The sequence below is a fragment of the Flexivirga sp. genome (assembly GCF_051955415.1).
In the GTDB taxonomy this organism is placed as follows: Bacteria; Actinomycetota; Actinomycetes; order Actinomycetales; family Dermatophilaceae; genus Flexivirga.
Genome location: NZ_JBQCGS010000057.1, coordinates 42,535 through 63,780 on the forward strand (window position 1 = coordinate 42,535; position 21,246 = coordinate 63,780).

At 69.6% G+C, this 21,246-nt stretch carries 23 protein-coding genes and 1 tRNA gene; 13 read left to right on the forward strand and 11 right to left on the reverse strand.

Annotated elements, in window-relative coordinates:
- Positions 1-15 precede the first annotated feature (15 nt).
- Both ACTHL4_RS09710 and ACTHL4_RS09715 read left to right on the forward strand, forming a co-directional pair.
- Positions 16-1,281 (forward strand): sensor histidine kinase, encoded by a 1,266-nt coding sequence (locus ACTHL4_RS09710; RefSeq protein ID WP_440282552.1) that lies wholly within the window; start codon positions 16-18, stop codon positions 1,279-1,281.
- A 55-nt stretch (positions 1,282-1,336) separates the two neighbouring features.
- Positions 1,337-1,945, forward strand: a complete 609-nt coding sequence (locus ACTHL4_RS09715) for a response regulator (RefSeq protein WP_440282553.1) — start codon at positions 1,337-1,339, stop codon at positions 1,943-1,945.
- A 195-nt stretch (positions 1,946-2,140) separates the two neighbouring features.
- Here ACTHL4_RS09715 and ACTHL4_RS09720 read toward each other — a convergent pair whose 3' ends face one another.
- From ACTHL4_RS09720 to ACTHL4_RS09735, 4 genes are all read right to left on the reverse strand, one after another.
- Positions 2,141-2,866: an aspartate/glutamate racemase family protein gene (locus ACTHL4_RS09720; protein ID WP_440282554.1), complete on the reverse strand. Its 726-nt coding sequence runs from the start codon at positions 2,864-2,866 to the stop codon at positions 2,141-2,143.
- The gene (locus ACTHL4_RS09725; protein WP_440282555.1) at positions 2,863-3,792 is read right to left on the reverse strand and encodes a universal stress protein; all 930 of its coding nucleotides are present in this window, start codon (positions 3,790-3,792) and stop codon (positions 2,863-2,865) included. The genes ACTHL4_RS09720 and ACTHL4_RS09725 overlap by 4 nt, the downstream gene beginning before the upstream one ends.
- An 18-nt stretch (positions 3,793-3,810) precedes the next feature.
- Positions 3,811-5,367, reverse strand: a complete 1,557-nt coding sequence (locus ACTHL4_RS09730; protein WP_440282556.1) for an NCS1 family nucleobase:cation symporter-1 — start codon at positions 5,365-5,367, stop codon at positions 3,811-3,813.
- A gap of 72 nt (positions 5,368-5,439) precedes the next feature.
- On the reverse strand, positions 5,440-6,144 hold the full coding sequence (locus ACTHL4_RS09735; protein WP_440282557.1) for a GntR family transcriptional regulator: 705 nt from the start codon (positions 6,142-6,144) through the stop codon (positions 5,440-5,442).
- A gap of 89 nt (positions 6,145-6,233) precedes the next feature.
- Here ACTHL4_RS09735 and dusB point away from each other — a divergent pair, with 89 nt between their 5' ends.
- The gene (gene dusB, locus ACTHL4_RS09740) at positions 6,234-7,439 is read left to right on the forward strand and encodes a tRNA dihydrouridine synthase DusB (RefSeq protein ID WP_440282558.1); all 1,206 of its coding nucleotides are present in this window, start codon (positions 6,234-6,236) and stop codon (positions 7,437-7,439) included.
- 6 nt (positions 7,440-7,445) lie between these two features.
- On the opposite strand, the gene ACTHL4_RS09745 is transcribed toward dusB, so the two are convergent.
- Both ACTHL4_RS09745 and ACTHL4_RS09750 read right to left on the reverse strand, forming a co-directional pair.
- The gene (locus tag ACTHL4_RS09745) at positions 7,446-8,555 is read right to left on the reverse strand and encodes a threonine aldolase family protein (RefSeq protein ID WP_440282559.1); all 1,110 of its coding nucleotides are present in this window, start codon (positions 8,553-8,555) and stop codon (positions 7,446-7,448) included.
- A gap of 79 nt (positions 8,556-8,634) precedes the next feature.
- Positions 8,635-9,465: a sulfurtransferase gene (locus tag ACTHL4_RS09750; RefSeq protein WP_440282560.1), complete on the reverse strand. Its 831-nt coding sequence runs from the start codon at positions 9,463-9,465 to the stop codon at positions 8,635-8,637.
- A gap of 142 nt (positions 9,466-9,607) precedes the next feature.
- Here ACTHL4_RS09750 and ACTHL4_RS09755 point away from each other — a divergent pair, with 142 nt between their 5' ends.
- The 10 genes from ACTHL4_RS09755 (at position 9,608) to ACTHL4_RS09800 (ending at position 17,376) form a co-directional block, all read left to right on the forward strand.
- Positions 9,608-10,372 carry a DoxX family protein gene (locus ACTHL4_RS09755; RefSeq protein WP_440282561.1) on the forward strand — a complete coding sequence of 255 codons (765 nt, stop codon included), beginning with the start codon at positions 9,608-9,610 and terminating at the stop codon, positions 10,370-10,372.
- Between the two features lie 97 nt (positions 10,373-10,469).
- Positions 10,470-10,739 (forward strand): DUF2277 domain-containing protein, encoded by a 270-nt coding sequence (locus tag ACTHL4_RS09760; RefSeq protein WP_440282562.1) that lies wholly within the window; start codon positions 10,470-10,472, stop codon positions 10,737-10,739.
- Positions 10,736-11,155, forward strand: a complete 420-nt coding sequence (locus ACTHL4_RS09765) for a DUF3806 domain-containing protein (protein WP_440282563.1) — start codon at positions 10,736-10,738, stop codon at positions 11,153-11,155. The genes ACTHL4_RS09760 and ACTHL4_RS09765 overlap by 4 nt, the downstream gene beginning before the upstream one ends.
- A gap of 14 nt (positions 11,156-11,169) precedes the next feature.
- On the forward strand, positions 11,170-11,631 hold the full coding sequence (locus tag ACTHL4_RS09770; RefSeq protein WP_440282564.1) for a hypothetical protein: 462 nt from the start codon (positions 11,170-11,172) through the stop codon (positions 11,629-11,631).
- The gene (locus ACTHL4_RS09775; protein ID WP_440282565.1) at positions 11,615-12,874 is read left to right on the forward strand and encodes a deoxyguanosinetriphosphate triphosphohydrolase; all 1,260 of its coding nucleotides are present in this window, start codon (positions 11,615-11,617) and stop codon (positions 12,872-12,874) included. The genes ACTHL4_RS09770 and ACTHL4_RS09775 overlap by 17 nt, the downstream gene beginning before the upstream one ends.
- A 29-nt stretch (positions 12,875-12,903) precedes the next feature.
- On the forward strand, positions 12,904-13,929 hold the full coding sequence (locus ACTHL4_RS09780; RefSeq protein WP_440282566.1) for a nitronate monooxygenase: 1,026 nt from the start codon (positions 12,904-12,906) through the stop codon (positions 13,927-13,929).
- A 52-nt stretch (positions 13,930-13,981) separates the two neighbouring features.
- Positions 13,982-14,692, forward strand: a complete 711-nt coding sequence (locus tag ACTHL4_RS09785; protein ID WP_440282567.1) for a DinB family protein — start codon at positions 13,982-13,984, stop codon at positions 14,690-14,692.
- Between the two features lie 54 nt (positions 14,693-14,746).
- Positions 14,747-16,630, forward strand: a complete 1,884-nt coding sequence (dnaG, locus tag ACTHL4_RS09790; protein WP_440282568.1) for a DNA primase — start codon at positions 14,747-14,749, stop codon at positions 16,628-16,630.
- A 93-nt stretch (positions 16,631-16,723) separates the two neighbouring features.
- Positions 16,724-17,242 (forward strand): hypothetical protein, encoded by a 519-nt coding sequence (locus ACTHL4_RS09795; protein ID WP_440282569.1) that lies wholly within the window; start codon positions 16,724-16,726, stop codon positions 17,240-17,242.
- 61 nt (positions 17,243-17,303) lie between these two features.
- A tRNA-Asn gene (locus ACTHL4_RS09800) sits at positions 17,304-17,376 on the forward strand.
- Positions 17,377-17,421: 45 nt separating this feature from the next.
- Here ACTHL4_RS09800 and ACTHL4_RS09805 read toward each other — a convergent pair.
- From ACTHL4_RS09805 to ACTHL4_RS09825, 5 genes are all read right to left on the reverse strand, one after another.
- Positions 17,422-17,580: a hypothetical protein gene (locus ACTHL4_RS09805; protein ID WP_440282570.1), complete on the reverse strand. Its 159-nt coding sequence runs from the start codon at positions 17,578-17,580 to the stop codon at positions 17,422-17,424.
- Positions 17,580-17,951: a hypothetical protein gene (locus ACTHL4_RS09810; protein WP_440282571.1), complete on the reverse strand. Its 372-nt coding sequence runs from the start codon at positions 17,949-17,951 to the stop codon at positions 17,580-17,582. The genes ACTHL4_RS09805 and ACTHL4_RS09810 overlap by 1 nt, the downstream gene beginning before the upstream one ends.
- 105 nt (positions 17,952-18,056) lie before the next feature.
- Positions 18,057-19,496, reverse strand: coding sequence for an amidohydrolase family protein (locus ACTHL4_RS09815; RefSeq protein WP_440282572.1), 1,440 nt, complete (start codon positions 19,494-19,496; stop codon positions 18,057-18,059).
- Between the two features lie 10 nt (positions 19,497-19,506).
- Complete coding sequence (locus ACTHL4_RS09820) at positions 19,507-20,430, reverse strand: amino acid ABC transporter permease (protein ID WP_440282573.1); 924 nt, start codon at positions 20,428-20,430, stop codon at positions 19,507-19,509.
- Entirely contained in the window at positions 20,427-21,107 is a 681-nt protein-coding gene (locus ACTHL4_RS09825) for an amino acid ABC transporter permease (protein WP_440282574.1), read from the reverse strand. The genes ACTHL4_RS09820 and ACTHL4_RS09825 overlap by 4 nt, the downstream gene beginning before the upstream one ends.
- Positions 21,108-21,246: the final 139 nt, after the last annotated feature.

Sequence of the window (21,246 nt, forward strand, 5' to 3'; positions counted from 1 at the left end):
GGCAGACTGACGGCGATGGACGACAACAAGCAACCGACGCGGCAGGCCTCTCCCGCGTCGGCTGCCGCCTGCGAGCGGGCGCAGCGGGACGAGCCGGTCAGTAATCGGCTCATCATGCTCTTCTGGGCGGGCGTGTGGCTGTTCTGGATGTTGCAGCCGCTGATCGACGCGCTGCGGCACCTCGACACGGTCGGCGGCATGGTCGGCGTCGTGGCGGTGCCGGTGTTCTGCGCGGTCTACTTGTGGCACTTCTACGCCTGCCGGGCGGCGTTCTTCCGGCTGTCCTATCCGTGGGGCTACCAGGCCCGCCCGCGGGACGTGATCCGCTACCTCGCGCTCGGGATGCTCGCCATCGTCTGCGTGGTCGCCGTCGGCCAGGACGGCATCGCCGCGATCATCTTCTTCGCGCTCTCCGGACTGTGGACCCTGCCGTTGCTCTGGGGCTGGATCACCGTCATCTCGGCGGCGGTGGCCTACATCCTGTTGTGGAACCTGCCCGGGTGGCATTCGGATCCCAGCAGTTTCGTCGGTCTGGGCTTCGGCGCGGTGGCCATCACGGTCGGCATGGTGGCCGGGCGACGCCAGCACCAGTTGCGTGAGTCCCGGCAGGTCAACGCCGAGCTGATGGTGCAACAGGAACGCAACCGGATGGCGCGCGACCTGCACGACATCCTGGGCCATTCGCTGACGGTCATCACCGTGAAGGCGGAGCTGGCCGGCCGGCTGATGGACGCCGGCGCCGACGAGCGGGCGCGTGCCGAGGTTGCCGATCTGGAGCGCCTGTCGCGCACCGCGCTGGCCGACGTGCGCCGCGCCGTCGAGGGCTACCGGGAGATCTCGTTGTCCGGTGAACTCGCGCGCGCCAAGGAGGCACTCGCCGCCGCCGGCATCACTGCCAGCACCCCCACCGCACTCGACCAGGTGCCGGCGGATCTGGTCGAGCCGTTCGCCTGGACCGTGCGCGAGTGCGTCACCAATGTGCTCCGGCACAGCAAGGCCTCGCGCTGCACCATCACCGTCACGCCTTCGTCCATCACCGTGTGCGACGACGGTGTCGGAGCCGGCAGCGGTGATCGCCGCGGCGACGGCAACGGGTTGTCGGGCCTGCGGGAGCGAGCCCTTGCCGCGGGCGCTGTGCTCATCACCACTGCCGTCGAACCCCACGGCTTCTCCGTCACGGTCGCCGCCGCCTCGGCCGCCCCGCTCGACACGGGGGCCGCGGGCGAGGACGCGCCGTGGCGCCATACAGTCGGGCGATCGTCGGGCGAGGCAATGGCGTGAGCATCCCACGACGTGCGCCCCGACCCACTCTTCCGACACCTCGCGGAGACCACGTATGACGATCAAGGTGATGCTCGCGGACGACCAGGCGCTGGTGCGAGGGGCACTCGCCGCACTGCTGGAGCTGGAGCACGACCTGACGGTCGTGAGCGAGGTCGGTGACGGCAGCGACGTCGTCGCCGCGGCGCGTGAGACGCGTCCCGACGTCGTCCTGATGGATGTCGAGATGCCTGGCACGGACGGCATCACCGCGACCGCCGAGCTGCGCGCCGCGGTGCCGGAAGCCCGGGTGCTCATCGTGACGACCTTCGGCAGGCCGGGCTACCTGCGGCGCGGACTGCAAGCAGGCGCAGCCGGTTTCGTCGTCAAGGACACACCGGCCCGTGAGCTCGCCGACGCCGTGCGCCGCGTCCACCAAGGCCTGCGCGTGGTCGACCCGGCGCTCGCGACCGACAGCCTGATCGCGGGGGAGTCGCCGCTGACCGCACGCGAGACCGACGTACTGCGCGCGGCGCGCGGTGGTGGCACGGTCGCCGACATCGCCGGCGTGCTCTTCCTCTCGGAGGGCACCGTCCGCAACCATCTGTCGGCGGTGATCGGCAAAACCGGTGCTCGCACCCGCGCGGAAGCGGCGCAGATCGCCGAGAGCAACGGCTGGTTGTAACTGTGACTTTTGTCGCCACTCCTCGCAGGTCGGCCGGAGGGTAAGGCTCACGAGTTCGCCATACCCTGCGGCCGACCCGGTCGTCGTGGCGACGCCGGTCGGCTTGTCGTGCGTTCACTTCGTCGTGGGCTGTCGGCTGGGTAAGTGAGCACGGCAGCTTCACCGCTGCGGCTGGCGTGGACAGGTGGTTCGTCCTCAGCTCCGGGAGATCGGCCAGCCGGTGATCTGCTTGGGACGGGGCGTCGCATAGGTGCGCACCTTCGAGGTCCGCAGACCGAGCCGGTGGAGGCCCTCGGCGATGGTGACGGCAGCGCTCACGCCGTCGACGATCGGCACGCCGGTGCGCTCCCGGACCGTCGCCTCGAGATCGGCCATGCCGCCGCAGCCCAGGCAGATGACCTCGGCGCGGTCCTCGGAGACCGCGAGCTCGCACTCCCGCACGATCGCCTCGACGGCGCGCTCGGGCTCGGTCTCCAGCTCCAGCACGGCCATCCCGGACGAACGGACCGACGCCAGCCGGCGGTCCAGGCCGGCCAGCAGCAGCCGGTCCTCAATGAGCGGGACGGTCCGGTCCAGGGTCGTGACGACGCTGTACCGGTGGCCGAGGAACTGCGCGGTGGACGCCGCGGCCTCGGTGATGTCCACGACCGGCACGTCCAGGAGCTCCTGGAGCCCTTCGCGGCCGTGCTCGCCGTAACCGGCCTGTATGACGGCGTCGAACGCGCCGTCATACGCCATGACCCGCTCCATGACCGCGACGGCCGCCAGGTAGCTCTCGACGTTTCCCTCGCAGGACTCGGCGCCGAAGTAGGGCGTCAGCGGGATGATCTCGGTGCCGGGTGCGGCCGCGGCCCGGGCGGCCTCACCGATCGACTTGGTCATGGTCTCGGTCGTGTTGACGTTGACGACGAGGATCTTCATCGGTCCCCTCCCGGCCGGTCGCTCTCGGCTCGTTCGACGAGTGTCGGGACCGCGTCACCGGGCAGGATGATGACCGGCACCGGCGACTCGTGCACGATCCGCATCCCGGTCGATCCGAGGAACACCCGGCGCCCCGGGCCCATGTCGCTCGAGCCGACGACCAAGGTGTCGCCGGCATCCCAGCCCACATCCGCGATCGCGTCGGCCCAGTCCTCCCCGAAACCGATTGCGGTTGCGCCGATCTCGGGAGGGTGCGGCAGAGCCTGCACCTCGGTCAGCGCACGGTCGGCGCTGCTCTGCACGTCGGTGGTGACCGCCGACCGCAACTCGTCCTCCGCGATGAGATCCGTCGTGAGGCTGCGTGAACGCAACGAGAATGACGTCAGGCGAAGCGCTGCGCCCATCTCCGCGGCCATGCCGGCCGCGGCCAGGACCAGGCCCGACGTGCCGGCGAGACCGCCGTAGGCGACGTCGAGCCGCCGGATCCGGGCGGGATCGTGGCTGTGGAACCCGCGCGGTGCCAGCGCGATCGGGACCGGACTCGAATGCACCAGGTGGTTGGTGACGCTGCCGAGGCTGACCCGTCCGAACGCGCCCCGGGAGGAGTTGCCGACGACGATGAGGCCGGCGTCCTCCGCCTCGGCCACCTCCACCAGGCCGCTGGGGACCGACCGGGCGTCCTGGATGCGGAACTCCGCGTCGACGTCGTCCGGGGTGTCACCCTTGGCCTCCTCCAGCTCGGTGAAGAGCTGCTGACGCAACAGGCTGGTGTACTGGAAGTCGACGCGCGCCACCGAAGGTGCCGAGGGGGTCGGCAGCACCATCGTGACCAGCAGCTTCGACCGGGTGGACCGAGCGATGAAGGCACCGAGCTGCAGCGCCTCGCGTCCGACGACACCGGGCTGGTAGGCGACGATCGTTGTCATGACGGTTCTCCGTTCGGGTCAGTGATGGGCCTGTACGGCGATCGCCTCGCCGTCGACCTCACGGAACGTGCGGGACCGGTCGGCCACGACGAGGTAGAGCACGAACGCGATGCCGGCGGCGATGAACCAGGAGAACGGCCCCCATGCGCTCAGCGCGTTCAGCGCATGGATCTGACCGGAGAAGGCGAAGGCGATGGAGATCAGCGCCGAGGGCACCAGGGCGATCACCGCGCGCTGGTTGACCCCGTTGCTGTAGTGGTAGTCGCCGCTCGGTGCGAACGTGTAGAGGTCCGGGACGTTCACCCGCTGCTTGCGCAGGACCCAGTAGTCGGCCATCACGATGCCGAACAGCGGCCCGAGCACCGCGCCCAGACCACCCAGGAAGTACGTGATCACGGTGGGGGAGTTGTAGAGGTTCCAGGGCAGGATCACGAACCCGATGACGCCGGAGATGATCGCTGACTTGCGGAAGTCGAGCTTCTTGGGGGCGATGTTCGTCAGCGCGTAGGCGGGCGCGACGAAGTTGGCCATCAGGTTCACGCCGACGGTGAGGATGACCAGGGCCAGGCAGGCAAGGACGAGGAACGGCGTGTTGAACGTGTGGACGACGTCCTCGGGACCGGCGATGACCGAGCCGTCGATGGTGAAGCGGCCGCCGGCGAGCAGGACGACGATGCAACCGAAGAAGAGCATGTTGGCGGGGATGCCGGCGATGTTGCCCAGCACAATGGATCGCTTCGACTTCGCGCCGCGGGTGAAGTCGCAGAAGTTGAGCACGAAGGTGCCGTAGATCGCGACCCACCCGGAGGCGCCGGCGAGGATCTCGTGCCACATGTCCCAGCCGTGCAGGGCCCACGGCTTGCCGTGCAGCAGCGGCTCGGGTTCCCAGGTGATGTGGCCCTTGGCCTGGACGATCACGGCGACGGCCATGCCGAGGAAGGTGAGCAGGATGATCGGCCCGGAATACGCCTCGAACTTGCGCACCATCTCGATGCCGTAGCAGGCGATGATCACTTGCAGCACCCACAGCACCGCGAAACAGATCCAGCCGAGGTAGTTGAGGCCGAGCAACTGGTGTTCGGTCAACGACTGCGCGCTCGGGAACAGCGCGAGCACCAGGATGTTGCAGACCAAGGACGCCAGGTAGGTCTGGATGCCGAACCACGCGATGGCGACGCCCCCGCGGAACAGTGCCGGGATGTGGGCGCCGCGGACGCCGAAACTGATCCGGCTCATCACCGGGAACGGAACGCCGACCTTGTAACCGACGAATCCCGAGATGGTCAGCAGCACCAGCAGGAAGACCGAGCCGAAGCCCATCGCGAGCAGGATCTGCCACGCGCCCAGACCGAGAGCGAAAAGTCCGATCGCGAACGTGTAGTTGCCCAGGCTGTGCACGTCGTTGGCCCACAGCGCGAAGATGTTGTACGAACTCCAGGTCCGGCCCACCTTCTTGGACGGCGCGATGTCGTAGTTGTACAGCCGGTGGTCGCAGTCGGTCGCGATGACGTCCGTGCCGGCCGTGTCGTGCTGGCCGAATTCCACGGGCTGATCTATGCGTTCGGTGTTCGACATCGCGCCTCCTAAGCGTTGCCAGCAATCTAGGAGCGCATGCCCGCCCGGTGGGGAGCCCGGAAGATATATCCGTCAGGGCGCAGATATATCTCCGGAGGCATTGCGTGACTCGTCGATGTATGCCGTCAGCCGGCTGTGGTGGGCGCGGGCGGCCGAGCTCAGCTGTGCGCCGTCACGGTGCAGAAACGCCTCAAGCATCCGGGTGTGGTCGGTCTGCAGCTGTGATCGTTGTGCCGCATCGAGCAGACTCATGGCCTGCGAGGGCTCGGTGAGGTCGGCCACCAGTTTCAGCATGTGCAGCAGTCGCGGCATACCGCACGGCGCGAGCAGGATCTCGTGGAACGATCGACTGAGGTTCTGATAGCGCGGCACGTCGTCGGCGTCGATCGCAGCCATCAGCTCGCGATGCGTGGTGGTGGCCAGCTGGTCGTCCTCCTCGGTGGCAGCGGCGGTCGCGGCCTCGATGGCCGCCGCTTCGAGGGCGCCGCGCACGAGGTACAGCTCGTGCAACTCGGGCCCGCTGAGCACGGTCACGGTGTAACCACCACGTGGCCGGTGGCGCACCAGTCCTTCGCCGATGAGCGTCTTGAGAGCTTCCCGGACCGGGATCGGACTGACCTGGAAGACCCCACCGATCTGGTCGACCGGCAGGTTCGCCCCCGGAGGTATCTGGCCCGCGACGATGACCCGCCGGAGTTCGCTCAGCACGTAGGGGCCGGTGGCGTAACCGTCCGGGCGGCGAAGTTGCGTGACCCAGTCACTCACCTCAGTAGTCATTCCGACCAGTATCCCGCCTCGTTGCCCGCGTGGACGTCGGAAGCGCGATTTGGGCCGGGCGCCGCACTCCTGGGACGATGTATGACGCGATGACCGACACCCTGACTCCGACACCCGTCCTGCCGCCGCTCCGGATCGGCAGGCACACGATCGCCTCGCCGGTCGTGCTGGCGCCGATGGCGGGCATCACCAACCGGGCGTTCCGCCGCCTGTGCCGCCGGTATGGCGACGCCGGCGCGGCGGCGGGTGGCGCCTCCGGGGCGACCAGTCTCTACGTCAGCGAGATGATCACCTCGCGAGCGCTCGTCGAGCGCAACGCGATGACGATGCGGCTGATCGAGCACGACCCGGACGAGTCGCCCCGGTCGATCCAGCTCTACAGCGTCGACCCGGAGACCACCGGGCGGGCGGCGCACCTCCTGGCCAGCGAAAACCGTTGTGATCACATCGATCTCAACTTCGGCTGCCCGGTGCCGAAGGTCACCCGCAGGGGCGGGGGATCGGCCTTGCCGTGGAAGACCGACCTCTTCCGGGGCGTCGTCTCCGCGGCCGTGAAGGCGGCGGCGCCGTACGACATCCCGGTGACCGTCAAGATGCGCCGCGGGATCGACGAGGACCACCTGACCTTCCTGGAGGCCGGACGCATCGCCGAGGGCGAGGGCGCGGCCGCCGTGGCCCTGCACGCCCGCACCGCGGCGCAGGCCTACTCCGGCACCGCCCGGTGGGAGGCGATCGCGCAGCTGAAGCAGACGGTCACCAGCATCCCGGTGCTGGGCAACGGCGACATCTGGTCCGCGGAGGACGCGCTGCGCATGGTGCGCGAGACCGGCTGTGACGGAGTCGTCGTCGGGCGCGGCTGCCTGGGCCGGCCGTGGCTGTTCACCGACCTCGCGGCCGCCTTCGCCGGCGGTTCGACCCGGGTGCAGCCGACGATGCGCGAAGTCGCCGAGACGCTGCGGCTGCACGCCGTCTACCTGGCCGAGTTCTTCGAGTCCGAGGACAAGGCCTGCCGCGACATACGCAAGCACATCGCCTGGTACTTCAAGGGATTCCGCGTCGGCTCGCAGCTGCGGGCGAACCTCGGCCTGGTGAAATCGCTTGCGTCGCTCGACGAGCTGATCGGTAGCCTCGACCTCGACCAGCCGTGGCCGGGAGAGGCCGCCGAGGGTCAGCGCGGACGCGCCGGCTCCGAGCGCAAGGTCGTGCTGCCGGAGGGCTGGCTCGACTCCCGGACGGTCGACGAGCACACCCGGCGGGACGTCGCGGCCGCCGAGGTGTGGAGCAGCGGCGGCTGACCACCGTCACTCCAGGGCGACGGAGGCGATGACGTCGGCGACCTCGCGCGCGGTCGATCGCATCGTGGCCGAGCCGACCGACACCTCGGCCCACGACCATCCCGGGACGTCGGCCGCCGACCAGCCGCGGACAGCCACCACGCGGTCGCGTTCCAGCAACTGGACCACCTTCTCGCGTAGTGCGTCGGGGTCCCCTGGTGCGTACACGACGAACTCACGCGTGTGCGGCGGGTCCGGAACGACGCGCACGCCTCGTGCGTCCAGCAGCGCGGCGATCTCGACCGCGCGGTCCCGGTATTCGGTCATCCGGTCCAGGTGCTCGTCCAACCCGGCGAGCGCAGATGCCGCATCGGCCGTCATGCCATAGAGGGTCCCGCCCAGCCGGCGACGCCACTGACGTGCCTCGGCCACGAGGTCCTCCGGTCCGGCGAGAGCCGCCCCCGCGAACGCACCGAGTCCTTTGTAGAACGAGACGTAGACGCTGTCGGCCAGTGCGGCGACCTCCGCCAGCGGCTCGCCCAGGTGCGGCGTCGACTCCCACAGCCGTGCACCGTCCAGGTGGAGCGGTGCGCCGCGCTCCCGGCAGCGGGCGCTGAACTCGGCCAGCTCGGCGAACGTCGGCAGGATGAAGCCCGCCTCCCGCAGTGGAAGCTCCAGCAGCACCGCGCCGAGTGGGCCGGGTATGCCGTCCAGGTGGGCGACGGTCGGCAGTTGCCGACCGGTGCCGAGTCGTTCGTAGCGCAGGTCGTGCAGCAGCGCAGGACCGTCCAGCTCGTGCCGCAGCAGGTGCGACAGGTCGGGCAGCGCCACCCGTCGGCAGCGCGACCGGTCGGTCCAGCAGCGCAGGGCCGCCTGCTGGGCCATGACCCCGCTCGGGAAGAACGCCACCGCGGGCTTGCCGAGCAGTTCGCCGACTCGTGACTCGAGGTCGGCGACCAGGCCGCCGGCGCCGTACCGGTCCCATTCGGTGCCCGGCGGGAGATGTTCCGCCAGGCGGGTCAGCGCATCGGCGGGCGGGTGGACGTCGTGTCCGAGCAGGCGCCGAGCATGCGGCATGGCCGCGGCGACCCGGTCCTCGAGCGACGGTGTTGTCGGGGCGACGTCACGAGCTGGCATGTGTTCATCCTGCCGGTACGCGCGCTGCGACCCGCACCGCGCCCGAATCCAGGGGGCGTGGCCGTCCGGCCGTCGCCGGCTACACCTCCACCGGTCGCTCGTCGTCGGTGATCCAGTGCGACCAGGAGCCGATGTAGACGCTGGTCTGGGGGTGGATGCCGGATGCCTCGAGCGCCAGCGCCAAGTGGGTCGCCTGCACCCCTGAACCGCAGTAGACGCCGACCTCGCTGTCGGGACGGATGCCCAGCGCGGTGAAGCGCATCGCCAGGTCGTCGGCGGACAAGAAGGCACCGTCCGCGTCGACGTTGGCCAGAGCCGGCACGGAGATCGCGCCGGGAATGTGCCCGGCGACGGGATCGATCGTCTCGTTCTGTCCGGCGAACCGGTCGGCGGGCCGGGCGTCGAGCAACAGTTTGGCGGTGGCGAAGTCGGCGGCGCCGTCGGCGTCCAGCAGCGCCGCACCCGGGTCGGTCGGGCAGAAGTCCCCGGCGGCGATGTCCGGCTCCCGCGTCGACACCGGCAGCCCGGCCGCCTGCCACGCGGCATACCCGCCGTCGAGGACCTGGACGTCCTCCTTGCCGAAATACTTCAGCAGCCACCAACACCGGCTCGCAGCAAGGGAATTCCCGTCGTCGTAGACCACGACCGGCCGGTCGTTGTCGACTCCCGCGGCGCGCATCGCCGAGGCGAAGACCTCACGTTGCGGCATCGGGTGGCGTCCACCGTCGCCGGGCGCGTCCGCCATCACCCCCTCGAACTCGACCCACGCGGCACCGGGCAGGTGGCCGGCGTCGTATGCGGGCCGGCGCGACTGCTGGCCCATCTGCCACCGGGTGTCGAGCACGGTGACCGTGTCCAGCACGGTGGCCAGTGCCGTCGGGACGATCAGCGGATGCGTGGGGCGCGTCATACCTGCAGTCTGCTGGCCGCGGGCAGACGTCGCAACGGGGCGCTGGACGCATGGACGAACCGGGCGTGGGTAGGCTCGTGGGGTCCCCAGGTGCCTGCACACGGGCGCCCGAGCCGCGAGACCGATCAATGGAGGCCAACCCGTGCTTGTTCGTCGCCTTGCCCGCCCGATGTTGTCGTCGATCTTCCTGACCGCCGGGTTCAATTCGCTGCGCAACCCCGACCGGCCCGCTCCCGCGGCTGCACCGGTGGTCGACAAGCTCCGGTCGGTGCTGCCCCCGCAGCTGTCCTCGCTGGTGCCCTCGGATCCGGCCACCGCGGTGCGCGTCAACGGAGCCGTGCACGTCGTCGGCGGCCTGATGCTCGCCACCGGCAGGTTCCCCCGCGTGGCCTCCGCGGTCCTCGCCGCCTCGCTGGTGCCGACCACACTGGCCGGGCACGCCTTCTGGCAGGAGGACGACCCGGCCAAGCGCGCCCAGCAGCAGATCCACTTCTTCAAGAACGTCAGCCTGTTCGGCGGGCTGCTCATCGCGGCCGTCGACACCGAGGGCAAGCCCAGTGCCGTATGGCGCAGCAAGGCCGCCGCCCACCGGGCGGGCGAAGCCGTCTCGTCGGCGCTGCCGAGCGGCAGCGACAGCTCGGACACCGTGCAGTCGCTGAAGGAGACCGTCGGCCATGTCGCCGAAGCGGCCAAGGAGCACGGTGCACACTGGGCGAGTGTCGCCAAGGAGCAGGCGCCGGTCGGGGCCGAAGCGATGAAGGAACGCGGCGAGGCCGTCGCCGAAGCCGCCCGCGAGAACGCTCCCGTGGTGGCCGAGGCGGTCCGCGACCGCGGCGGCAAGGCCGGCCGCCAGGCCGCCAAGCAGGCCGCCAAGGCCGCGGCGCAGGCGCGCGCTCAGCTCGCCTGAGCTATCCGGCCGCTCACGACCCCGGGGGCGCCGCGAGTTGCGGCGGCCCCGGCGCGCGTTACTCGTCCCCCGCGCCCACATCGGGTTCAATGAAGGCATGTGCCGCAACATCCGCCCGCTGAACAACTTCGAACCACCGGCCACCGACGACGAGGTCGCCGCCGCCGCACTGCAGTTCGTCCGCAAGATCGCCGGCAGCACCAAGCCGTCGAAGAGCAACCAGGCCGCCTACGACACGGCGGTGGCCGCGATCACCGCAGCCAGCCGCGAGCTCATCGACTCCCTCGTGACGACGGCGCCGCCGAAGAACCGCGAGGAGCAGGCCGCCAAGGCCCGCGCCCGCACCGCCGCCCGTTACGCGTCATGACCGCCGAGATCACCGTCCAGCCGCTGGACCGGTCGGCCCAGCGGGCGCTGACCGGTTGGCTCGGTGACGCGCAGGCGGCCGGGGTGGATGTCGACGACCTGGAGTCGATCGGCAGGGCCTACGACGACTACGTGCACGATGTGCTGCTCACACCCGCGGCCGACCGGGGCGACCCCACGCCGACGCTGACGATGATCGCCATGGCGATGGGCGAATATTTGCAACGCCATTCGGCGCTTCAATGGCGAGTGGTCGAGGACGCGCAGGGCACCGACCTGGCGCTGTCCTCCGCGGACGACCTCGGCGTGCTCTACCCGATCGACCCGGTCGCGCAGGCGTGGTCACAGCGCCAGCGCGGCTGGTTGCCGGTCTTCGCCCGCGAACTGCTGAAGAACATCGAGGGCGCCGCAGAGTGACGGCCTCGGGGACCATGACGGTGGCGCACCGCGTCAAGTGGTGCGCCAACTGGGTCAACGGATCGACGGCTGTCGGCCTGCTCGTCGCGCGGATCGGCCGGGCGCACATTGCGACCGGACCCCGCGGTCTCTATCTGGCAGGGGGTTACCGCCTCGGGTTCCCGGTGGCGGGTGCCTTCACCATCGGGAACGTCGTTGTCAGCAAAGACGATTGGGATCAGTTGCACCTCAATGATGCCGACCTGATCACGCACGAGGAGCAACACAGCTGGCAATACGTCGTCTGCGGCGGTCTGCCCTTCCTGCCGCTGTATGCCGTGGCGCTCGGCTGGTCGTGGCTGCGCACCGGCGACTTCGCATCGCGCAATGTCTTCGAGCGCAACGCCGGTCTGGTGATGGGTGGTTACCGCGAGCGGCCGGTGCGATCCCTCGGGGCGGGGCTGCGCAGCATGCTGCCCCGTGGCAGCGCGGCATGATCGGCCGACGATGAGCTACTCGGCATACGACCGGCAGCGCTTCGTGCGCGAGGACCCGGCACAGAAGCGCGCCGACCGCGACGACTTCGCGCGTGACCGGGCACGGGTGCTGCACTCGGCCGCGTGGCGTCGGCTGGCGTCCAAGACGCAAGTGCTGCAGCCGCACCACGACTTCATCCGCAACCGGCTGACGCATTCGCTGGAGGTCGCACAGATCGGTCGCGAGTTCGGCGAAGCCATCGGCTGCAACGCCGATGTGGTCGACACCGCCTGCCTCGCGCACGACCTGGGCCACCCGCCGTTCGGGCACAACGGTGAGTCGGCTCTGAACGAACTCTGCGGCCACATCGGCGGATTCGAGGGCAACGCGCAGACGTTCCGCATCCTGACCCGGCTGGAGGCCAAGCGGTCCAGGGCCGACGGCGAGTCCGTGGGTCTCAACCTGACGCGCGCTTCGCTGGACGCCGCCAGCAAGTACCCGTGGTTCCGTGGTGAAAGCCGTTCCCATCCCAGCAAGTTCGGCTGCTACGCGGCGGACGAGCAGATCTTCGGCTGGGCGCGAGCGACTGTGCCCAGCGGGCGCCGGCAGCAACGCTGCGTCGAGGCGCAGGTCATGGACTGGGCCGACGATGTCGCCTACTCGGTGCACGACGTGGAGGACGGCATCACCTCCGGGCTGATCGAGGTGCGGGCGCTGCGCTCCCGCGACGAGATAGACATCCTCGCCGACGTGGCGCGGCGCATCTACGCCCCGCAGCTCGACAAGGCCCAGCTGGCAGGCTCTTTCGAGCGGCTACTCTCCTCCGGCGCCATACCGCAGCAACAGCGGCCGGGGAGGCACGGTGTCGCCGAGCTCAAGGACATGACCAGCCGGCTGATCGGGCGCTTCGTCGGCGCCGCCGAGCAGGCCACCCGCGACAAGTACGGCGACGGCCCGCTGACCCGATACGCCGCAGACGTGGTGATCCCTGCCGACGTGCTCGCCGAGTGCGTGATGCTCAAGGCCGTCGCCGCGCGGTGGGTGATGATGACCGACGCCCGGCGCACGCTGCAGGCCGAGCAGCGCCGCATCGTCGAGACGCTCTTCACCGTCTTCCAGGAGCACCCCGATCGACTCGACCCGCTCTTCGCCGAGGACCATGCAGCTGCCACCGACGACGCGGCGGCACTGCGGGTCGTCGTCGACCAGATCGCGTCGCTGACCGATCACCGAGCCCGCGCCCTCGCCGAGGCGTGGTCATGATCCCCCCATTGAATGGAGCTGCCGCACCGATGAACTGGTCCCTTTCCGCACTGCCGATCATCGGCGCGCCGATGGCCGGCACCGGCACACCGGAGCTCGCGGCCGCGATCAGTGACGCCGGCGGTCTCGGGCTGCTCCCCGGCGGCTATCTGACCGGCGCGGCGCTGGCCGACGGCATCACCCGCGTGCGTCGGCTCACCGACCGCCCGTTCGGCGTCAACCTCTTCCTGCCGACGCCCGTCGACGAGCAGCGCGACACCGACCGGCTGCGCGCGTACGCCGACGCCCTGGCACCCATCACATCCGCCGCCGGAGTGGAGCTGCCCGAGCCGCGCTGGGACGGGACCGACCACTTCGCCGAGAAGCTCGAGGTGTTGGTGGACGCGCGAGTCGCGGTGGTTTCCTTCATCTTCGGTCCGCCGCCGCAGGACGCGGTGCAGCGCCTGCACGCGGCCGGATCCCAGGTGCTGGCCACCGTCACCGATGCGGCCGAGGCGCGCGCCGCCGTCGATGCCGGTGCGGATCTGCTGTGTCTGCAAGGAACCGACGCCGGCGGCCACCGCGGCACGCACTGCGTCGCGGCGGAGCCCAACGCCTGCGGTTGGCGTGAGCTGTTGCCGCTGGTGCGGGCCGAGGTGCACTTGCCGATCGTGGTCGCCGGCGGTGTCATGTCGGCGCACGACGTGCGGGATGCACTCGACGCGGGAGCCGTTGCGGTGCAATGCGGTTCGGCGTTCCTACTCACCGACGAATCGGGCATGAACGCCGCCTACCGCGCCGGGTTCACCGACCCGGGACTCACCGGGCTGACCGTCACGCGCGCCTTCAGCGGTCGCCCGGCGCGCGCCATACGCAATGAGTTCGTGGAGCGCTTCGACGCGCTCGCGGTGCCGGTCTATCCGATCGTCAACCAGCTGACCAAACCGCTGCGCGCCGCAGGCGCCGCCGCCGGGGACCGTGAGCTGGTGAGCCTGTGGGCGGGCACCGGCTGGCGCCAGGCACGGCCGGGTCCGGCGGCCGATGTGGTCGCGGCGCTCACGGCCGATCTCGTATGACGCGGAGCGGCTGACCCGGCAGGTGTCGCAGCACGGTCATAGGCTCCGCGGGATGGAGCGTTTGGTCGATCGTGATTTCACCGGGGCAGAGTTCCGCGAGTGCGTGCTCGACGGTGCCCGGTTCGTCGGGTGCGTCATCCGAGGAGTTGAACTGGACGGGCTGATCAGCGACCTGACGGTTAACGGCGTCGCGGTGATGCCCTACGTCGAGGCAGAGCTGGACCGGCGGCACCCGGTGCGCGTGCTGATCCGTTCCGACGAGATCTCCGACCTGCGTGCCGCCTGGCGGCAGCTGCGGGACGACTGGGCGGCGACCATCGACCGCGTGCGGCGATGTCCGGGGATCGAGCGGAGGTCGGTGCGCGGAGAGTGGTCCACGCTGCAGACCCTGCGGCACCTGGTCTTCGTCCACGACTCGTGGTTCAGCCGCTGCTGTCTGGGGAGCACGGAGCCGTTCTCGCCGCTGGGGCTGTCGATCGCCGACGTGCCGGCGGACGCCGCGCCGGGCCTGGACCCGGCCGCTGACCCGACGCTCGAGGAGGTGCTGGCTGTGCGGCAGCAGCAGGCGACGGCACTGAGTGACTGGCTGGCCGACCGCACGACGGAGGAGCTGGCGCAGCCGGCGCCCGTGCCCGACGACGGGGTGTGGCCGCCATACGCCCGAGGACGGAGTGTGGCGCAGTGTCTGCGCACGGTGCTGAACGAAGAGTTCGAGCACCAGGGCTTCGCTGTCCGTGACCTCGCGACGCTCGACCGGGCATGACCTTGTGGACGGCTGCCTCCCCGATGAGCGCGGGGACCTAGACTGCCTGATGTTATGGCGGGTCGCATCAAGTCCGAAGACGTCGAACTCGTCAAGGAGCGCAGTTCGATCGAGGACGTGGTCAGCGAGCACGTCACGCTGCGCCGGTCGGGCAGCAACCTGGTGGGCCTGTGCCCCTTCCACGACGAGAAGACGCCGAGCTTCTCGGTCAACCCGACACAGGGGTTCTATCACTGCTTCGGCTGCCAGAAGGGCGGCGACGTCATCTCCTTCGTGCAGGAGGTGGACCATCTCAGCTTCGCCGAGGCCGTCGAACGGCTGGCGGGCAAGGCCGGCGTCGAGTTGCACTACGAGGACGGTGTCCGGCCCCGCGGGGAGAGCATCGGCCGACGCACCCGGCTGCTCGAGGCACACCGGGTGGCCGCGGAGTTCTACGCGTCGTTGCTGCCCGGGATGCCCGAGGCGCGCACCGCACGGGATTATCTCCGGGGCCGCGACTTCGACGGCACGATCGCCGAGCAGTTCGGCCTGGGTTACGCCCCGACGGATGGGCACGCCCTGTCGAAAGTGTTGCGGGACAAGGGATTCAACCGCGACGAGATGCTCGCCGCGGGGCTGATCAACCGGGGCGGATACGACGTCTTTCAGGGGCGGCTGCTGTGGCCGATCCACGACATCACCGGTGACACAGTGGGGTTCGGTGCCCGCCGGATCTTCGACGGCGACCCACGACCGGCCAAATACCTCAACACCGGCGAGACAGCGATCTACAAGAAGCAGCGAGTGCTCTACGGCCTCGACCTGGCCAAGAAGTCCATCGCCGACGACCGCAAGGCTGTCATCGTCGAGGGCTACACCGACGTGATGGCCGCCCACCTGTCCGGCGTGACCCAGGCGGTGGCGACGTGCGGGACGGCGTTCGGCGTGGAGCACATCAAACTGCTGCGGCGATTGCTGCGCGACGAACGCGGGGGAGACCCGGCCAAGGTGATCTTCACCTTCGACGGTGACGCAGCCGGCCAGAAGGCCGCGCTCAAGGCGTATGACGAGGACCAGCGGTGGGCCTCGCAGTCGTATGTCGCGGTGGCCGCGGACGGCCAGGACCCGTGCGAGCTGCGGATGTCCGAGGGGCCCGACGCGGTGCGCGACCTGGTCGACGGGGCGACGCCGATGTTCGAGTTCGTGGTGCGGACCACGCTGGCCCGTTTCGACCTGGACTCCGTCGGTGGCCGGGTGGCGGCCACGCGTGCGCTGGCGCCGATCGTCGCGGACATCCGCGACCCGCTCAGCCGCGACGAACTCGTCCGGGAGGTGTCCCGGCAGATCGGTGTCCACGTGGACGACTTCACCCAAGCGGTCCGGCGCGCCCCGCGCGGCGGCATCGCAGAGGCAGCCCAGAAGTCTCGGGATCGGCAGCCCGAGGCGGCCGCCGAGACGTCGGCACCCGCGCCGGCATACGAGCCACCCAACCTCCGTGACCCGATCGTGCGCGCCGAGCACATGCTGCTGCAGTGCGTGGTGCAGTTCCCGTCCGCGGTACCGACCCAGCAGCTGGACCCGGTCGATCCCGCCGATCTGACCGCGCCGGCGCACCGCGCCGTGTTCGAAGCCGTGCGCACCGTCGGCATCGACCCGACCCGCAGCCAGAGCGCCTGGGTGTCGGCCATCAACGAGACGGTGCCCGAGGTGGTGCGGCCGCTGGTCGCCCAGCTGGCGGTCGAGCCGTTGCCGACCAAGCTGGACTCGCAGGGCCGCCCCGACTGGCACTACGTGCGGTCGTTGGTCGTGCGCGTGCGGGAGGTGGCGCTGCGGCGCAGGATCGCGCAGGTGATGAGCACGTTGCGACGCAGCGACGATCCGGAGCAGGCGCGTGGCATCTCGGCCGAGTTGACCACGCTGCAGCGGACACTGGCGGAGCTCCTGGCCAACCTGGAGTGAGCACCCCCACGCCGGTTGAGTAGCGGTGAGGAACGAGCCGGGTGTCGAAACCGAGTGAGCCGGTCCGTGGGCGCCACGTGGAGAATGGACAGCATGTCCTTCCTGAAGCGCTCCCGACCGCAACTTCCGCCCGAGGTGCACCAGCAACTCGAGCTCGTCAAGGGTGAGCGCGTGCTCGCCTCAGCGGTGGACAAGCTCACCGGTGCGCACGTCGTCGCGACCACCTGGCACTTGACGGAGGTGGCAACGAGCGGTGAGGTCACCGCGCGTCCCTGGCACGAGGTGGACGCAGGGCAGTGGGAGCCGCAGACATGGACGCTCACCGTGACCTGGATCGGCGGCGGCCGACCCGGTCAGTGGACGTTCGGCGAGCAGGACACCCGGTTGCCGGAGACCTTCCACGAGCGCGTGCGGGCCAGCATCGTGCTGGCCGAGGAGCTGCCGTTGCAGGGCCGCGCCAAGGGGCGTGTCGTCGTCCGGCGGGACCTGCAGGCCGGCACGCTGCTGACCCAGACGGTGCTCGGCCGCGGCGCCCGCGCCGACGATCCGCAGGTGCAGGAGGCGGTGGCCCGGACCAGGGCGTTCGTCGAGGATGCGGTCGGCCTGCAGTAGCCCGGCCGATTCGGTGTTGCGGGTGCGAATTTGCTATGGTTTCTTCGCGCACGACGCGCGATCCCCTGTAGCTCAATTGGCAGAGCATTCGGCTGTTAACCGGAGGGTTCTTGGTTCGAGTCCAAGTGGGGGAGCAAGCAGAACGGCCCGGGAATCCGGGCCGTTTTCCGTTGTGCGAGTCAGCTGCCCTGCGCGGCGAGACGCTGCACGGAGGGCGGGACGGGTCTGCCGGCCTTCTTGCTCGCGGCGATGTAGACCCTCGCGGCGGCGGCTCGATTGGCTTCCTTCTTGGAGACGTATCGGCCCGACTTCGCGTTGCCTGCTGTGTTGTCGGCCATCACTGTTCCTCCGTCTCCTCGTATGACGATTGTGCCTCGTCGAACTGTGAACCGTCCACCAACTCGACTTCTTCCCCGGCGAAGACGATCGGCTGCAGCGCCACCCGGGCGAACAGGGCCGCTTCCACGTCGGGAGCCTCGTGCACCAGTTGGTCCAACGCTGCGATGCCCAGCGCCTGCCGATCGTCTCCCTGGAGCAACAGGTCGGCGGCCCAGCGGGCTTGTTCCCACCAGCGTTCTTCGCGGGCACGCTGGTCCGCGCTGCGCCGGCCGGACTGAGCACCCCAGAACGCCAACGAGGCAGCCAGTACGGCGGCAACCCCGCCGAAACCGGGTGACATCACCCAGTGCCCGAGGTCATCCCAGCTCATCGGATACGGCCCGTGGTGGTCATCTTCGGAGCCTACGCACCGGCACCGAGGAAGGGCGTCAGCGCAGTCGGAATTCCGCCCCAGAAGCTCGTCCGGAGGCGGGCGTCAGGGAGATTCCACGAAATCGGGGAACGTCGTGGGGGCCAGCTCTTCCAGGGTCCGGCCGGCCCAGTCGCCCTCGTGCCAGTGCGCCCAGACACGCTCCCCGGCGGCCTGGACACCGCGCGCGGCCGCCTCGAGGTCAGTGCCCAGCACGGTGCCGTCCTCGACGACCGGGTTGCCGTCGACCCACACGTCGGCCAGGTCCGACGGCTGCGCGTAATAGACGATGTTGCGGATCGGGTCACGCAGCGGCGCCATACCGAAGGAGTCGGTCCGCCAGAACAACAGGTCGGCCTTGGCGCCGGGGGAGATCCGGCCCAGGTCGTCGCGGCCGAGCAGCCGCGCCGCGTTCAGGGTTGCGGCATCGAACACGCGCCTGGCGGTCGAGGTGTCCGCGCGGCGCGAGGTGATCTTCCCCGAGATCGCCGTCCACCGCAGCGATTCGAGCATCGACTGGGGCGCGGTGTCAGTGCCGATGCACATGTTCACGCCCGCCTCGACGTATGCCGGGAAGGACTCCATCAGGATGCCGCGACGCGCGAAACACCAGGCGTTGTAGGACACCGACGTGCCGGACTGCGCCAGCAGGCCGAGGTCGTCACCGGCGAAGTTGACCCAGCTGTTCCCGGTGATGAAGATGGCGTGCCCGAGCAGGGTGTCGGGTCCGAGGAAGTCCAGATCGGCGAGCCATTCGATCGGCGTCCGGCCGTGCCGCCGGGTCATCTCGTTGAATTCCCACACGCCCTGGGCGGCGTGCAGCGAGACCGGCACCCCGAGCTCGCGGGCCGCCTGCTTGGAGTCGCGCAGCAACTCCGCCGCGCTGGTGTCGACCTGCGCGGGACCGAGGAATCCCTGGACGCGCCCTGCTTCCCGGGATCCCTGCGTCCGGACGAAGTCGACGGCCCGGGCGAGACCCTCCTGGCCGGCAGCGACGTCCCACTCGTAGTCGACCCGCTTGCCGTCCGGCGTGAACCACCGGCCGGACCGGTAGGAGGGAGCGACATACCCACGCAGACCGACCCGGTCGAGCTCGTCGGCGACATACTCCGCCTCGTCGCCCAGGTGCATGACCGTCGTCGTGCCCGACCGGGCCAGCTCGATGAGCGAGTAGTCGACGCAGCTGCGCATGCCGGCGGACGTGAGCCCGGCGTCCTCCGCCGGCAGGATCTCGATGAGGCCGGTCAGCCAGAACTGTCGCGGCCCGTGGTCCTCCTGGACCGACTTGTCGATGGGGGAGGAGTGCAAGTGTGCATGGGTGTCGATGAAGCCCGGCGTGATGATGCGGTCGGGCAGTCGGCGCTCGACGTCCACCAAGCCGTCGTATGACGTGCCGACGTGCACGACGCGGTCGTCCTCGACCACCACACAACCGTCCCGCAGCAGTCGGTGACCGCCCTCCTGGTACGCGACGATGTACGGGGCGGTGAGCAGCGTTCGAGTCATGGAGGCCTCCTCAGGCGGTGTCGCCGGCCGGCACTCCTGGAGCGTTCGTCGGTCCGGCCGGATCGCCCGCCGGTGCGGCGGGACCGGTGTTGCGACCGCGGGCCTGCAGCCGGCGCTCCACCCAGGTGGCCAGCTTGCTGATCGCGTAGTTGATGACGATGTAGATCGCCGCCAGCACCACCAGCATGGCGAAGATGTTGCCGTTGAGCGAGGTCGCCGGCTTGCTGCGATAGAGCAGTTCGTTGTAGAGGACGTTGTAGCCGAGCGCGGTGTCCTTCAGGACCACGATCACCTGGCTGATCAGGGACGGCAACATGGCGGTGATCGCCTGCGGCAACAGGATGATGCGCACCGTCTGGCCGGCGCTGAGACCGATCGAACTGCCCGCCTCGCGCTGGCCCTTGGGCAACTGGTCGACACCGGACCGGATGACCTCGCAGATCACCGATGAGTTGTAGAACACCAGACCGGCCACCGTGGCGATGAGTGGTCCGCTGCCGCTGCCTTGGCCGTGGGCGCTGAGCCAGCCGAAGATGAACAGCATCATCAGCAGCACCGGGATGGCACGGGTGAGCTCCACCCAGGCGGTGACCACCCACCGCAGCGCGCGTATGGCGAGCGCGGCCGGCCCCTTGCGGGTCGGCACTTCGACGAGGCGCAGCATCGCCAGTGCGGCACCCAGGATCAGGCTGATCACGATCGCGAGTGCCGCAGCGATGAGTGTGCCGCGCAGGCCGGGCAGGATGTAGCTCTTCCAGGTGGACCACTCGATGAACGGCTTCCACTTGTAACTGGCGAACTGGTCCTTGTCCGCCAGCTTCCAGATCACCAGGGCCATGATCGCGGCGAAGACGAGTCCGCCGATCACGCCGAAGATCGCGTAACGCCGCCGTGCCTTCGGCCCCGGAGCGTCGAAAAGGACTGATGCACTCATCGTTTCACCGCCACCCGCTTGCCGAGCCACCCGAGACCGACACCCATCGGCAACGTCAGCAGGATGAAGAAGGCGCCGACCACCATGAAGGCCAGGTTGAGCAGGCCGGGGTCACGCTCGGTGACCGTCTTGAGCACACCGGAGAGTTCGTAGACGCTGATGGTCACGGCCACCGTGGTGTTCTTGGTGAGCGCGATCAGCGTGTTGCCCAACGGCACGACCGCGCCGCGGAAGGCCTGCGGCAGGATGATCTCGCGCATCGTCTGCCCGAAGGTCAGGCCGACGGAGCGGGCGGCTTCGGCCTGGCCGATCGGGATGGTGTTGAACCCGGACCGCAGCGCCTCGCAGACATAGGTCGCGTGGTAGACCGTCATACCGACTGCGGCCAGGCGGAAACCGTTGACGTCGGCGAACTTCGGGTTGCCCGAGTCCGCCAGCGAGATGCCCAGCTGGATGTAGAGCACGAAGCTGCACGACAGGATGATCAGGGTCAGCGGCGTGTTGCGGAAGATGTTGACGTATGACGTGCCGACGAACCGCAGGATGCCGACCGGGGACAGCCGCAGGGTGGCGACGATCGTGCCGACGATCAGACTGCCGACCGCGCTGATGATGGTGAGCTTGATGGTGGCCCACAGCGCGGTCCAGATCTGATAGTCGGAGAAGAGCGAAGACACGCGGTGCCCTTCCTAACTGTGGTGGGGTGGATGGTCGCCGGATCCGACGGGGGCCACGTGACGGATGGTCACCGTCGGGTCCGGACAGCCGGGCCGCAGGCGCAGGCCGTGCAGCGGGGGGACTTCGGCGGGGTCAGCT